The organism is Winogradskyella vidalii (assembly GCF_013403955.1).
In the GTDB taxonomy this organism is placed as follows: domain Bacteria; phylum Bacteroidota; class Bacteroidia; order Flavobacteriales; family Flavobacteriaceae; genus Winogradskyella; species Winogradskyella vidalii.
The window spans coordinates 255,734-270,846 of sequence record NZ_JABFDG010000005.1; the positions used below are offsets into that span (position 1 = coordinate 255,734).

Genomic DNA, 15,113 nt, shown 5'->3' on the forward strand with positions numbered 1-15,113 from the left:
ATTAGAAAGGACTTCTTGGAAATTACGACTATAATCGAGCAATTATCTTAAAGCACTTTTAAATATTAGATACTTATAACTTATAAATACATGAAAATAGGAATAGTTTGTTACCCAACATTTGGTGGGAGTGGCGTAGTGGCTACGGAATTAGGCTTAGAGCTATCAAAACGTGGACACGAAATTCATTTTATAACCTATAGCCAACCTGTACGATTAGAATTGTTGAGTAAAAATGTACACTTTCACGAAGTTCATGTTCCAGAATATCCTTTGTTTCTTTACCAGCCTTACGAGTTAGCCTTATCGAGTAAACTTGTAGATATGGTTAAGTTGCACGATATTGAATTGTTGCATGTGCATTACGCTATTCCTCATGCTTATGCAGCTTATATGGCTCAGCAAATGCTTAAAGAAGAAGGCATTCGTGTCCCTATAGTTACTACCTTGCACGGTACAGATATTACTTTAGTTGGAAGTCACCCGTTTTATAAACCAGCCGTAACCTTTAGTATTAATAAATCGGATGCCGTGACCTCAGTTTCCGACAGTTTAAAACAGGATACTTTGCGTTTGTTTAATATTAAGAAGAACATCCATGTAGTGCCTAATTTTATTGATTTAGAAAAACATTCACATGATTTTACAGATTGCCAACGTGGTATGATGGCTAATGAAGATGAACGTATCATAACACATATTAGTAATTTTAGAGATGTAAAGCGTATTCCAGATGTTGTTAAGGTATTTTATAACATTCAAAAAGAACTACCAGCAAAATTAATGATGGTTGGCGAAGGTCCAGAAAAAGAAGCGGCGGAAAGATTAGCTGAAGATTTAGGTATCGCAGAACGTGTTGTTTTTCTAGGTAATAGTAATGAAATAGATCGTATATTATGTTTTAGTGATTTATTCTTATTACCATCGCAAACCGAAAGTTTTGGTCTAGCAGCGCTTGAAGCTATGGCAAGTGGCGTGCCTGTAATATCTACGAACACAGGTGGACTACCAGAAGTTAACGAGGATGGTTATTCGGGTTATTTAAGTGACGTTAATGCAATTAAAGATATGTCTGCAAATGCCGTAAAAATCCTATCTGATAAAACAACTTTAGATAAGTTTAAAGCCAATGCAAAAGCGCAATCTCAAAAATTTGACCTACACACTATCGTGCCTATGTATGAAAATATTTACGAAGAAACTCTAAAGAAATTTATGGTGCATTAGGCGAAGTTTTAGTTGTTAGTAAATAAACTTTTAAATTTTTCGTTTTTGGTATCTGCGAATTATTTTCTAACTTCTAACTTCTAACTTCTAACTTCTAACTTCCATTTACCACATTTCACTAACTTCTTGTTTAATAAACGCAAGTGCAGCATTACTAGGCGCAGGCTTATCCATGAGTTCAGTTAATACCACTTCTCTAAGCTTATTAGCTGTATCTGTTTGTTCTTGCTGTGTTGCTTTTCTTATCAGCTGAATGGTTGCATTTTTTGCAGCTTGAGTAATAGACCAACACTGGTCGCTAACATAAATCTGCTGCGATAAGTTATGCTCAAATTCCTGCTCAATAGTGGCTATGAGTAAAGCTTCGTAATCGTCTTTTTGAGATGATGTTGGGTTAACTCTTGTCAGTAATTTTGATGGTGAAATCCGCTCTAAAAATAACGTCATGCGTTCATAAGCTTGTAAACGTAACGGAAAGCTTTCTTTTTGTAAATCTTTCTGTAGTAAAAATCGTCTTCTATTATTTTCATTTTCAATATGCTGTTTAAAGAAATAGAAAGCAATAGCCCCAACAAGAAGTGCAGGAGCAATGTTAGAAAGGAGTTCTAGAATTTGATCAATATCCATTAAGCGTAATTTTTTGGGTTAAGATTAATATGTTATTCGTTAAGACGTTTACAACCGTTTAGGTAATTTCAAACGAAGTTGTAAAGTTAGCTTATTTTAAAGATTTTGAAAACAAAACGATGAAGCAAAGACATAAAAAAATTGGAATAATTATAGTGGTTATAATAGTATTTATAGCAATACTAACTTTTGTAGCAAATTATTTTATAGAACAAAAAATAAAAACAACAATCGATGACTTACCAGAATCGGTTAAAATAGATTACGCCGAAGTCGATGCCGCTGTATGGCGAGGTAATATAAAACTATTGTCTCCTACTATTACTGTAACAGGCGAAACGACCAACAAAATCATATTAGACGCCAAACTCAAGGCAATAGAAATTAATGATGTTGGGTATTGGGATTTTATTTTTAATGATAAAATAGCCATTGAAGCCCTTGTTGTTAATGAGTTAGTGGCAAAATACAAGCATAATTCCGTGGTGAAGAACGACGATTACCAAAGTAGTTTTTTAGATAAAATAAAACAAATAGTTTATGCTGAAAAAATCACGATTAATCAAGCAGATATTTTAATCACAAACTATGATACCGATTCCTTAATTTTAAGTGTCCCTAAGTTTAATTTTGAAGTTGAAGAGTTTCAAATCGACCCCAAAGCTAAAGCATTAAATAAAAAAATTGGGTATAACGATTTTGCCCTATATGCCGAAAATTTAAAATGGGCAACAAATGAATATGATGATCTCGTGGTAGATTCTATGGAGGTGACTAAGCATCAAGCTACATTTAAAGATTTCAAACTACAAACAAAATATTCTAGGCCAGAATATTCTGCGAGGCTTAAAAAGGAACGTGATCATTTTAATCTTAAAATAAAAGAATTGCGACTTTCAGATATGGATTTTGGATTCAATAAAGCTGAACAGTTTTATTTTAAGTCTAAAAATGTGCTATTGAATTCACCTGATGCAGAAATTTATAGAGATAAACTAGTTGCAGATGATACCTCTTACAAATTATTATACGGCACCATGCTTAGGAATTTAGGATTTGAACTTGGATTAAATTCCGTTGAAATTTTTGAAGGACAAATAGCATATTTAGAAAAAGTAAATGCAGACAAACCAGCAGGTCGCATAGCGTTTACGGCTATGAATGCCACGATTAGCAATTTTGGAAATAATTATGGAGATGAAAAAATGGCGATTAATGTAAAAACGACCTTTATGGAGAATTCAGCATTAGAAGTCGATTGGAGTTTTAAGGTTGCTGATACTACCGATCAATTTGTGTTTAAAGCCGATTTAGGCACGTTAAAAGCACAGCAAATGAATCAATTTACCCAGCCTAATCTTAACGTTGATCTTAATGGCGAGTTAAAACAAACGTATTTTAATATTAGTGCTACCCCAATATCTGGACGTATTGACCTTAAAATGAAATATGATGATTTTGAAATTTCTATCTTGAAAAAAAATGGGGAAGAAAAAAATAAATTTTTGTCGGGTTTAGCTAATCTGTTCGTTTCAAAAGACAGTGAAGAAGATAAAAAAAATTACCGCTATGGTGAAGCTGAAAATGTAGAACGCGATGTCACCAAATCGGTGTTTAATTTTGTGTGGTTACACATAAAAGACGGTTTATTATCGGTTATGACTGGTGATGGAGATAAGTAGAGGCGAAGCGGTTGTTTTGTGTAAAGTATAAAAGTGTGAATTTTTATGTTTTAATTACAAACTACATATCACAAATCACACCAAAAAGAAAGGTTGTTTATAAAAATTTTCATTTCAATTCGGAAAACTATAACAGTATCCGTAACTTCACAGCTTCAAAAAAAATTAGCTTGGAAAAGTATCTCAGTCAACTTAACGACGCACAATTAGAACCTACAATTCAGGTCGAAGGACCAATGATTATCATTGCTGGAGCAGGTTCTGGTAAAACACGTGTGCTCACCTACCGTATCGCAAACCTAATGAGTAAAGGGGTTGATTCCTTTAATATTTTGGCATTGACCTTTACCAACAAGGCCGCCAAAGAAATGAAAGGCAGAATTGCTGAAATTGTTGGCGATGGTGAAGCTAAGAACCTTTGGATGGGAACCTTTCACTCAGTATTTGCTAAAATTCTACGTTTTGAAGGGCATCATTTAGGCTTTCCAAGTAATTTTACGATTTACGATACACAAGATTCACAAAAATTAATGGGTGCCATTATTAAAGAAATGGGACTCGATAAAGATATCTATAAAACAAAACAGGTTTATAGTCGGATTTCGTCTTATAAAAACAGTCTCGTTACTGTAAAAGCCTATTTTAAAAATCCAGAACTTATGGAAGCCGATGCCATGGCAAGGCGACCAAAAATGGGTGAGATTTATAAAGAATATGTAGACCGTTGTTTTAAAGCGGGTTGCATGGATTTTGATGATTTACTATTAAGAACTAATGAACTGTTAACGCGTTTTCCTAATGTGTTAGCGCAATACCAGGATAAATTCCGTTATATTTTAGTTGATGAGTACCAAGATACCAACCATTCACAATATTTAATTGTTCGTGCATTAGCCGATCGTTTTCAGAATATTTGTGTGGTAGGTGATGATGCGCAAAGTATCTATGCTTTCCGTGGAGCAAATATTAATAACATCTTAAATTTTCAGAAAGATTACGATAATGTAAAGATGTACCGACTTGAACAGAATTACCGTTCCACAAAAAATATTGTAGGAGCCGCAAATTCAGTTATAGAGCATAATAAAACAAAACTCGATAAAATTGTTTGGACAGCTAATGATGTTGGCGAAAAAGTGATTGTACATAGAGCAATGACCGATGGTGATGAAGGGCGTTATGTAGCAAGTACTATTTGGGAAACTAAAATGAACGAGCAACTTCAAAATAGTGATTTTGCAGTTTTATATCGTACCAACGCCCAATCTAGAGCAATTGAAGATGCCTTGAGAAAACGTAATATTTCTTATAGAATTTATGGCGGTTTATCATTTTACCAACGTAAAGAAATAAAAGATGTCACGGCTTATTTGCGTCTTATTTTAAATTCTGCAGACGAGGAAGCCTTAAAACGTGTCATTAATTATCCTGCACGAGGTATTGGTCAAACAACGATTGACCGTTTAATTGTAGCGGCAAATGCTTCAGGAAAAACGATTTATGATATTATAAAAGATATCGATACAATTTCTATTAATATTAATAATGGAACAAAAAATAAGCTGCGCGATTTTGTAACCTTAATTGAAAGTTACAAAGTAATGAACCAAACGGCTAATGCCTTCGATTTATCAGAGCATGTCACTAAAACCAGTGGATTAATTAGAGAGTTAGGCAAAGATGGAACCCCAGAAGGTGTTACAAAGCTAGATAACGTTCAAGAATTACTCAATGGTATTAAAGATTTTGTTGAAGGACAAATGGAATTGGCTGATGCTGGTGATTCTTTAGCCGAATTTTTAGAAGATGTGGCTTTAGCAACCGATTTAGATGCCGACAAAGGTGACCCAGACCATGTGGCATTAATGACTATTCACTTAGCTAAAGGTTTAGAGTTTGGACATGTATTTATTGTTGGGATGGAAGAAGATTTGTTTCCTAGTGCCATGAGTATGAATACGCGAAGTGAACTCGAAGAAGAACGACGCTTATTTTATGTGGCTTTAACTAGAGCAGAAAAACAAGCGTATTTAACTTATACTTTGTCGCGATATCGATGGGGTAAATTAATAGATGCCGAACCAAGTCGATTTATTGAAGAAATTGACGATGAGTTTGTGAATATCACAACGCCTTTAAAAGAACGTTTTAACCCCATGTTAGACGCTTCAATTTTTGGAGATGTAGAACCTAATAGAGTCCGTTTTGCGAAACCTAAAACGGCTAAAATTCAGAAAAAAGAAGCCAAAATGAAACCTGAGAAATTTCAAATTAGTACACCTAAAAAATTAAAGAAAGTAAAAAAAGTAGAACATAGTGGTTCAGAATTAATTGATTCTAAACTAGCTGTTGGTAAAACAGTAAATCACCAACGTTTTGGTAGAGGTGAAGTACTTAAGCTAGAAGGTGCAGGTGGTGATGCAAAAGCTGAAATCAAATTTCAGAATGGCGATACTAAAAAGTTATTATTGCGTTTTGCTAAGCTTGAAGTTTTAAGAACAAAATAAGTCTAAAGGTGGTTTTCAATAAAGGTTTTTAATTTTAGAGTAGAATCTATTAAATTAAGGCCTTCCCAACCGTGGCCTTCTTCAGGATATAATGTAAACTCATGTGTTACGTTTAATTCTTCTAATTTGTCGCGCATTGCTGTTCCTTGAGAGGTTGGCACTAATGGGTCTTGTCCACCGTAAAATAAAATGGTTGGTGGAGCGGCTGTAGTCGCATTATGATAAGGACTTATTTCCTCTAAAAAAGCGTCGTCATTAATGTCTATTCCTAGTGTGCTAATGAGTAATTGGAGTAGTGGGTTGGTGCTTTCTATATAGGCTGGATCAGTAAAGTTTGTAGGTCCAACAAAGCTACAGACCATATCTACTTGGTTGTTATTGTCAAATGCATAACTCCATAATAAGGCTAAATGGGCTCCTGCACTGGCACCTAAAAAACCTATGTTGTCAGAAATGGTATAGTAATCTTTATTGGTATTTAAAAAATCAACAACACTAGAAATATCTTCAATTTGCATCGGATAGGGTAAATGCGTTTCATCTGCCAATCGGTAATTGATATTGACTACAGCATAATCGCTCATTTGTTCAATAATAAATGTTTTAAATTCATTCATATCTACTTTGTCTCCAGAAGTCCATCCACCACCATGAACTAAAATAATGGTCTTTGTTTCATCAGTTCTGTTAGGAGGTAAATACAAGTCGAAAACTTGATCAGTAGCTTCACCGTAAGGAATATTTAGTTCTTCATATGCCTCTAATGGATTCAACGTAACTGTAGGAGTACTATCTGTATCGTCTGAACTACACGATACAAATACTAAAGTTGAAAATAATGTGATGAATACTAATTTTAGATGTTTCATATATTAAAAAATATAGTTACTTTGTATAAACGTACATGAAAGGTAGTTATTATGGCTGAATTTATTAAAATATATCCTGAAAACCCAAATCCAAAAGAAATTCAGAAAGTCGTTAAGGTCTTAAAAAGCGGCGGTTTGGTAATTTATCCCACTGATACGGTTTATGGACTGGGCTGTGATATTACTAACATGAAGGCTTTAGAACGCATTGCACTTATAAAAGGGGTGAAGCTCGAAAAGTCTAATTTTTCTTTTGTTTGTAAAGATTTAAGTAACCTGAGTGATTACGTTAAACAGATAGATACCACAACGTTTAAAATATTAAAACGTGCTTTGCCAGGTCCTTATACGTTTATCTTACCAGGATCTAAAAGCTTACCTAATCCGTTTAAAAAACGAAAAACGGTTGGGATAAGAGTGCCTGATAACTCGATTTCATTAGCTATTGTAGAAGCTTTAGGAAATCCTATTGTTTCTACGTCTATAAGAGATGAAGATGATGTACTAGAATACACTACAGATCCCGAATTAATCTTAGAAAAATGGGATAATTTAGTCGATTTGGTAATCGATGGTGGTTATGGCGATAATGAAGCTTCGACAATTATTGACTTATCTGTAGAACCACCAGAAGTCATAAGAAAAGGTAAAGGTGGTTTGGAAATTTTTTAGACCATTTTAAGCTATTATCGTTTCGGCTTTCTTATGGTATGAAATTAAACCAGCCCTTAGTGGGATATACTCGTCTTGTTTAGAGTATAGAAGTATGGCTAAATCGTGTAATTTAATTTTTCTTACATAGAAATTGCATTTAAGCGTATTTTTTTTACCATTTATAGTGTTTTTTTGTAGTTTTACCGATTAATTAATTTATATAATTTAAAATTTTGAAAACAAAAGCAAAAATTTACACAGCCCTTTCTTTGTTATTTTCAACGTTATGTTTCTCTCAATCAGGACCTGGAGGAGTAACAACTAGTAATGAGATATGGTTAAAAGTCGACAATAACACGTATACGGATGCTGGTATCACTTTAGGTACTAATAACTCATCTATACAACAATGGAATGATGCTTCAGGTGAAGGGAACAATGCTTCGCAAGCTAATTCAGGCCTTAGACCTAAACTAAAATTAAACGCTATAAATGGCTATTCAGCTTTAAATTTTGATGGTACTGATGATAGAATCTTAGCAACAGGTACAGCGCACAATGGTGAAGTAAGTTTATTTGTTGTTCTGCAATCAACATCTTTTGATAGTAACACAAGAGGAATTATACAAGCAGGACCATCTGGAACCGCATTTTCAGATGCGATATCACATAAAACTATTGGAATGTGGGCTACTGATGGAAATTTGTGGGGAAGAGGAATACAATCCGATGGGACTGTAAATACTTTTGAAAGAGGAACAAAATTAGTTGGTAATACGCCTTATGTTATTACGCAAGAGTACAATGGTACTGACATAACTCAATATGTAAATGCAACCGTTTCTAAAACACTTGGGTATGATGGGACTTTAAGTAGTTTTAGTGATTTTGGTATTGGTAGACAAGCAACCACGAGTTTTTTTGGAGATATAGCAGAGGTTATTTTATATACAACGTCACTTAATTTAGCAGAAACTACGATTGTTGAAAATTATTTATCAGCTAAATATGGTGCAGCTTTAGACGGTTCTAAAGATTTTTATGTACAAGATAATACTGGTAATGGAGATTTTGATCACTATGTAGCAGGAATTGGTCAAGCATCAGACGGGACTAACCATTCAGATTCAAGAGGAACCGGCATTGTACGTATACATACACCTTCAGCTTTATCAGATGGAGATTTTTTATTTTGGGGAGAAGATACTAAAGAGCCAGCATATGGTTTTGCATTTAATACAACCAATAATTCACAAGAGTTAACTTCAAAATGGCGTGTAAGTAAGGTTGGTGATTTAGGTACAGTAACAGTAGAATTAGATATTACAGCTATTACTGCAGCTACAGAAGGCTGCCAAGGTTTACAACTCGTAGTAGCAAATAATGATGCTTTTGCTACACCAACAGCTTATAATTTAACAGTTTCAGGAAATACAGCAACAGCAACAGGTGTTTCATTTGCTGATGGTGATTATTTTACATTAAGTTTCATTTCTGATATTGTTTGGGATGGTACGGATTACTTTAAAGGTTCTGCAGTCTCAGCTGCGCCAAGTGCTACAGATACGTGTTATGGGTTGATTATAAAATCAGGCACTGACGCAGTTCTTAGCGCAGATGCAAATGTAAAATCAGTATTGGTAGAAGCAGGAGCAAGTTTAATTATTGACTCTGGAGCTACTCTAACGGTTACCGACGCTGTAAATTTAACATCTGAATCTAATAGTTATTCAAGTTTAATTTTAAATGGTACTATTTCAGGTACAATAAACTACGACCGTCATGTAAATATTGTAGGTACAAGCGCAGGTGGTGGGAACGACTTAATAACAGCACCCCTAACACCTACAGGGGGACTTACATTTGATGCTTTTATTGATTTTGGTTCACCAACTAACGCCACTAAACTTGCAACAAATGGATCCGTATATGCTTTTGGCCCTTATAATAACACTTCTGGTGTTACGGCTTATGAAAATTTTGACGTAAATGCGACCACAGCTTTAGAAGCAGGAAAAGGGTATAGAGCAGCAACTACAACTAGCGACCAAAAATTAACTTTTACTGGCGATGTTGTTACAGGTAATGTGAGTGCTCCTATTAGCAGTCCTGTTGGTGGAAATCAATGGAATTTAGTGGGTAACCCTTATCCAAGTTATCTTAGTTCTTCTGAATTTTTAACGGCTAACACAGCCGTTTTAGACGAGGATGCTGTAGCCATTTATGGTTATAATAGTGGCGTTTATACAGGAAGTGAACCTACAACCGGTAATTTTACGATTATAAATGCTGCTACAACTGAAACATTAAATATTGCACCTGGTCAAGGGTTTTTAGTTGCAGCTAAAAACGCAACGGATAATGTAGTTTTTAATAATGGATCGTCTAGTACTACAGATATGAGAACGCTTGTTGGTTCTGATGATTATATAGAAGGCAGATCGTCATCTATCAGTTATAATTTTAAATTAGACCTTGTAGGTTCTACTGCTTACCGAACAAGTTTCTACTTTAATGATGATTCTAGCTTAGGTTTAGACCCTGGTTATGATGCTAAAGTATTTGGAGCAACTCCTACATTTGCAATTTACTCTCATTTAGTAGAAGATAATGAAGACGTTAATTTTGCACTTCAATCTTTAAATATTTCAAATTTAAGTGAGGTTACTATTCCACTTGGTGTGAATGCTAATCAAGGTGAGCAAATTTCATTTACCATTTCACAGTCTACATTACCAAATACTGTAGAAGTGTATTTAGATGATACAGTTACTAACACTACAACATTATTAAATTCTAGTGATTATACCTTCACACCAAATACGAGCTTAAATGGTACAGGCCGTTTTTATTTACGTTTAAGTAATAGTACATTATCTACAAATGTAAATACTTTAGATGCTTTAACTATTTACACAAAAGAAGCTGATAAAACAATTGTAGTTGCAGGTCAGTTAACAGACACAACAATGGCTAAGATTTATGATTTACAAGGGCGCACCGTAATTTCAACATATTTAAATACATCTAGTAGTTCTCAAACCATTGATGTGAGCGGTTTGAGTGTAGGTGTTTATGTTGTAGAATTGAATAATAATACACAGAATAAAACACAAAAAGTAATATTGAAGTAGTCACGGTAATACATATCATGAAATAAATATAACCAGGAGAGTGAAAGCAATGATTTTAAAGTCTAAGCTTTTACTCTCACTGGTTTTTTTACACTATAGAATAAAACCAAACCAATAAGGCCAGTTACAAAGAAGCCAATAAATAGGGGTAATACTGATGTTTTTATAAAACTGCCAATAAAATTAGCAATAGGTACCGCCATTACTGTAGATAGGAACCCATTAAGCGCAGAACCGATTCCGGCGATATGTCCCATGGGTTGCATAGCTAATGCTCTATAATTACCAAATAGGAACGCTATACTTGCAAATTGCAGTATTAAAAAGAAGACTAACACACCTAAAGGTGGATTGACACCAGACCAAAAAAGAACCACGAAAACAAAAGAATTAATAACAAAAACGAGTAAGGCAATGTTAACCAAATTCCACATGCCAAAACGCATTACAATAGCGCTGTTCAAAAATGTTGCTAAGCCAATAGTGGTTGCTAAACTAGCAAAAATATAAGGGAATAAGTCGCCTAAATTATACTGCACCTGAAAAATTTGCTGAGAGGTACTTAAATAAACCATAAACGAACCAGTTACCAAACCAGACAGTAAGGTGTAAATCACAGCAGACTTTATTCTAAAAAAAGTAATTGTTCCTGTTTTAAAAATGGAGAGTCTAAAAGTGCGCTGGTATTCTTTATGAAGTGTTTCGGGTTGGCGTTTCCAAAACCAGATGATGATGAGTAATCCAAATATTAAATTGACCGTAAAAATAGATTGCCACCCAAAGTGATTCAATAAAAACTGGCCTAACATTGGTGCAATTATGGGCACTAAAATAAAGGTCATGGTGACAACAGATAGAATTTTTGCCATATGATCACCGTCATAAGAATCTCTAACGATAGCTATACTCATGGTTCTAGACGAAGATAAACCTACACCTTGTAGAACACGTCCAAAAAGCATCATTTCAAAATTTTTGGTTGTCATGCATATAATTGAAGCAATCACAAATACACAAAACCCAACATAAACCATTGGTTTACGTCCTAAACTGTCTGAAAGTGGTCCAAAAATTAATTGACCAAAACCTAAGCCTAAAAAAATAGCTGTAATTAGTTTTTGGTTTTCAGTTTCACTAATGCTGTTTAAATACTCACCTATTTCTGGCAATGCAGGTAGAACAGCATCAATAGAAAGGGCGACAATAGACATTAGGCCTGCCATTAGCACCACAAATTCGAACTGAGACCTTTTTTGATTTTGCATGGCGCAAAAGTAAGCTTAATGTTTAACCTATAAAACGCCTTAACAATTATTTAAAGCGGAATATTTCCATGTTTACGATCAGGCTTAGTAATCGCTTTGTTTTCAAGCATACTAAAGGCTTTTATCAATTTACGTCTTGTATCATGAGGTAAAATAACATCATCTATAAAACCACGGTTGGCTGCGCTATAAGGATTAGCGAATAACTTGGCGTATTCAGCTTCTTTTTCTTTTAATTTAGCATCTTGATCATCGGCCTTAGAAATTTCACGTTTAAAGATAATTTCAGCAGCACCTTTGGCACCCATCACAGCGATTTCGGCATTAGGCCATGCAAAATTCATATCGGCTCCGATGTGTTTCGAATTCATAACATCGTAAGCACCACCATAAGCTTTACGCGTAATTACTGTAATTCTTGGCACTGTTGCTTCACTAAACGCATAGAGTAGTTTGGCACCGTTAACAATAATTCCATTCCATTCTTGGTCTGTGCCTGGTAAAAATCCTGGAACATCTTCTAATACTAACAGTGGGATATTAAAGCAATCGCAGAAACGTACAAATCGGGCCGCTTTTTTAGAACTCGCTACATCTAAAACACCGGCTAAAAACATGGGTTGATTGGCAACGATTCCGATACTTTTTCCTCCTAAACGTGCAAAACCTACAATGATATTTTCAGCGTAATCTTTATGGATTTCATAAAAAGAATCTTCATCAATAACCCCTGAAATTACCTGATGCATATCGTAAGGTTTGTTAGGATTATCAGGAACTATTGACGTTAAATTGTCTCTAACTTCATCTTTAAGTTCAAATGGAATATCGTCTGCTTTTTCTTTATTACTTTGAGGTAAATAGCTCAATAATTTTTTAATATCTTCTAGACATTCCACATCATTTGCTGCGGTTTTATGAGCTACACCAGATTTTGAAGAGTGTACACTTGCACCACCGAGTTCTTCACTTGTAACGGATTCATTAGTCACCGTTTTTACAACATTAGGTCCCGTTACAAACATATAACTAGTATCTTGAACCATCAATGTGAAATCGGTCATTGCAGGCGAGTATACAGCGCCACCAGCACAAGGCCCCATAATTGCAGAAATTTGTGGAATAACACCTGAAGCATTTACATTTTTATAAAAAATGTCGGCATAACCAGCTAAAGAACGTACGCCTTCTTGAATTCGTGCACCACCAGAATCGTTTAGTCCAATAATTGGAGCACCAACATTTACAGCCATATCCATAATTTTACAGATTTTTTCGGCATGTGTTTCTGATAGTGAACCCCCAAAAACAGTAAAATCTTGAGCAAAGACATAAATCAGTTTACCATTAACAGTTCCGTAACCAGTAACCACACCATCGCCATAAAACTGTTGGTTTTCCATGCCAAAATCTTTAGTTCTGTGGGTAACTAAAGCACCAATTTCTTCAAAAGAACCTTCATCTAATAAATAAGTGACACGCTCTCTTGCGGTTAGTTTTTTCTTTTCGTGTTGTTTGTCTATTCGGGTTTGTCCACCACCTAATTTAGCTAAAGCTAATTTCTCATTAAGGGTTTTTATGTTTTTGTCCATGCGATGTTGTTTTCTAGCGAAGGCACTATGGCACAAAGCTATATATGTTATGTTGTTTATTGTTTCGTTATTAGTTTTGCCAAAATTTAGAATACTGAGACTGAATATTTTGACTAACTAGGTACGCGTAAATTTTTTTGTTCTTCCAAGAAATGTTTTAATGCAATTTTTGCTGCGATTTCAGCTTCTAATTGGCGTTGTTCCTTTAATAAGCTAAACGAGTAGTAATTTTTTACAAAATGCGTATCAAAATCGCCACTTCTGAAGGCATCGTGTTGGCAAACAAAACGACCAAAGGGTAAGGTGCTTTGTACGCCTTTAATTTCGTAATTATTAATGGCTGTAACCATTAAGGCAATCGCTTCTTCTCTTGTTTTTCCATAGGTGATGAGTTTAGATAGCATTGGATCATAGTAAATTGGAATATCCATGCCTTCTTCATAACCATTATCGACTCTAATATGTTTGCCTTCAGGGAGTTTGTAAACTTCTAATTTTCCTACGCTTGGCAAAAAGTCATTCATCGTATCTTCTGCATAAACACGAAGTTCTATAGCGTGACCATTAATTTTTAAATCGTCTTGATTGATTGTTAATGCTTCTCCTCGGGCTACTTTTATTTGCAGTTCTACTAAATCTACACCTGAAATCCATTCGGTAACCGGATGTTCTACTTGAAGTCTGGTATTCATTTCTAAGAAATAGAAATTAAAATTTTCATCTAGAAGGAATTCTACAGTTCCAGCACCTACATAATCACAAGATCGTGCTACATTGATTGCCGCTTGACCCATTTTTTCTCTTAATTCTGGCGTTAAAACAGCTGAAGGTGCTTCTTCAATTATTTTTTGATGACGACGTTGAATGGAACATTCGCGCTCAAAAAGGTGAATGATATGACCATGCATATCCGCCATAACCTGAATTTCGATATGTCGTGGAGAGGCCACATATTTTTCAATAAACACGGAACCATCACCAAAAGACGATGTGGCTTCACTGATAGCTCTGTTCATTTGTGCTTCAAACTCGGCTTCATTTTCAACAATACGCATGCCTTTTCCACCGCCACCAGCGGCAGCTTTTATAAGAATAGGAAAACCAATTTCGTTGGCTATTTTTTTAGCTTTCGGAATATCAGTAATCGCTTCATCAGTACCGGGAACCATAGGAATATCATAGCCCATTATGGTTTCTTTAGCTGCTAATTTGTTGCCCATTAACTTGATGGCTTTAGAGCGAGGACCAATAAAAATAATATTATTGGCTTCGCACAATTCCGCAAAGTCTGCATTTTCACTTAGAAAACCATAGCCAGGATGAATTGCATCAACATGGAGTGCTTTAGAAATTTCTATGATTTTATTGCCTTTTAAGTACGATTCATTTGAAGGAGCAGGACCAACACAAACCGCTTGGTCAGCATACTTAACGTGAGGTGCATTACGGTCTGCTTCAGAAAATATAGCAACGGTTTTAATCCCCATTTTTTTTGCCGTTTCCATTATTCTAATGGCAATTTCTCCTCTGTTGGCTATTAGTAGTTTTTTCATGAA

The 15,113-nt window shown here is 34.9% G+C and carries 10 protein-coding genes; 5 read left to right on the plus strand and 5 right to left on the minus strand.

The features are described from left to right. Positions 1 to 90: 90 nt before the first annotated feature. Positions 91 to 1,227, plus strand: a complete 1,137-nt coding sequence (gene bshA / locus HM982_RS13135; RefSeq protein ID WP_179353704.1) for an N-acetyl-alpha-D-glucosaminyl L-malate synthase BshA — start codon at positions 91 to 93, stop codon at positions 1,225 to 1,227. Between the two features lie 105 nt (positions 1,228 to 1,332). On the opposite strand, the gene HM982_RS13140 is transcribed toward bshA, so the two are convergent. Continuing rightward, entirely contained in the window at positions 1,333 to 1,854 is a 522-nt protein-coding gene (locus HM982_RS13140) for a DUF7935 family protein (RefSeq protein WP_179353705.1), read from the minus strand. A gap of 119 nt (positions 1,855 to 1,973) precedes the next feature. On the opposite strand from HM982_RS13140, the gene HM982_RS13145 reads away from it, so the two are divergent. Together HM982_RS13145 and HM982_RS13150 are read left to right on the plus strand one after the other, a co-directional pair. Further along, positions 1,974 to 3,536, plus strand: a complete 1,563-nt coding sequence (locus tag HM982_RS13145) for a hypothetical protein (RefSeq protein WP_179353706.1) — start codon at positions 1,974 to 1,976, stop codon at positions 3,534 to 3,536. Between the two features lie 170 nt (positions 3,537 to 3,706). Further along, positions 3,707 to 6,043: an ATP-dependent helicase gene (locus HM982_RS13150; protein ID WP_179353707.1), complete on the plus strand. Its 2,337-nt coding sequence runs from the start codon at positions 3,707 to 3,709 to the stop codon at positions 6,041 to 6,043. Positions 6,044 to 6,045: 2 nt separating this feature from the next. Here HM982_RS13150 and HM982_RS13155 read toward each other — a convergent pair whose 3' ends face one another. Beyond that, positions 6,046 to 6,912, minus strand: coding sequence for an alpha/beta hydrolase (locus HM982_RS13155; RefSeq protein WP_179353708.1), 867 nt, complete (start codon positions 6,910 to 6,912; stop codon positions 6,046 to 6,048). Between the two features lie 51 nt (positions 6,913 to 6,963). Between HM982_RS13155 and HM982_RS13160 the strand changes: the two genes are divergently transcribed. Both HM982_RS13160 and HM982_RS13165 read left to right on the plus strand, forming a co-directional pair. Continuing rightward, entirely contained in the window at positions 6,964 to 7,584 is a 621-nt protein-coding gene (locus HM982_RS13160; protein ID WP_179353709.1) for an L-threonylcarbamoyladenylate synthase, read from the plus strand. Positions 7,585 to 7,799: 215 nt separating this feature from the next. Beyond that, positions 7,800 to 10,700: a T9SS type A sorting domain-containing protein gene (locus HM982_RS13165; RefSeq protein ID WP_179353710.1), complete on the plus strand. Its 2,901-nt coding sequence runs from the start codon at positions 7,800 to 7,802 to the stop codon at positions 10,698 to 10,700. Between the two features lie 62 nt (positions 10,701 to 10,762). On the opposite strand, the gene HM982_RS13170 is transcribed toward HM982_RS13165, so the two are convergent. The 3 genes from HM982_RS13170 to HM982_RS13180 form a co-directional block, all read right to left on the minus strand. After that, the gene (locus HM982_RS13170) at positions 10,763 to 11,965 is read right to left on the minus strand and encodes a multidrug effflux MFS transporter (protein ID WP_179353711.1); all 1,203 of its coding nucleotides are present in this window, start codon (positions 11,963 to 11,965) and stop codon (positions 10,763 to 10,765) included. A 50-nt stretch (positions 11,966 to 12,015) separates the two neighbouring features. Further along, positions 12,016 to 13,557 carry an acyl-CoA carboxylase subunit beta gene (locus tag HM982_RS13175; RefSeq protein WP_179353712.1) on the minus strand — a complete coding sequence of 514 codons (1,542 nt, stop codon included), beginning with the start codon at positions 13,555 to 13,557 and terminating at the stop codon, positions 12,016 to 12,018. A gap of 113 nt (positions 13,558 to 13,670) precedes the next feature. Further along, a complete protein-coding gene (locus HM982_RS13180; RefSeq protein ID WP_179353713.1) occupies positions 13,671 to 15,110 on the minus strand; it encodes an acetyl-CoA carboxylase biotin carboxylase subunit in 1,440 nt (479 codons plus the stop codon). Positions 15,111 to 15,113 lie beyond the last annotated feature (3 nt).

Excerpts from the sequence above, each read along its gene's own strand:
- HM982_RS13155 (WP_179353708.1), bottom strand. The coding sequence starts at position 6,912 with ATGAAACATCTAAAATTAGTATTCATCACATTATTTTCAACTTTAGTA.
- HM982_RS13145 (WP_179353706.1), top strand. The coding sequence starts at position 1,974 with ATGAAGCAAAGACATAAAAAAATTGGAATAATTATAGTGGTTATAATA.
- HM982_RS13140 (WP_179353705.1), bottom strand. The coding sequence starts at position 1,854 with ATGGATATTGATCAAATTCTAGAACTCCTTTCTAACATTGCTCCTGCA.
- bshA (WP_179353704.1), top strand. The coding sequence starts at position 91 with ATGAAAATAGGAATAGTTTGTTACCCAACATTTGGTGGGAGTGGCGTA.
- HM982_RS13180 (WP_179353713.1), bottom strand. The coding sequence starts at position 15,110 with ATGAAAAAACTACTAATAGCCAACAGAGGAGAAATTGCCATTAGAATA.
- HM982_RS13160 (WP_179353709.1), top strand. The coding sequence starts at position 6,964 with ATGGCTGAATTTATTAAAATATATCCTGAAAACCCAAATCCAAAAGAA.
- HM982_RS13175 (WP_179353712.1), bottom strand. The coding sequence starts at position 13,557 with ATGGACAAAAACATAAAAACCCTTAATGAGAAATTAGCTTTAGCTAAA.
- HM982_RS13170 (WP_179353711.1), bottom strand. The coding sequence starts at position 11,965 with ATGCAAAATCAAAAAAGGTCTCAGTTCGAATTTGTGGTGCTAATGGCA.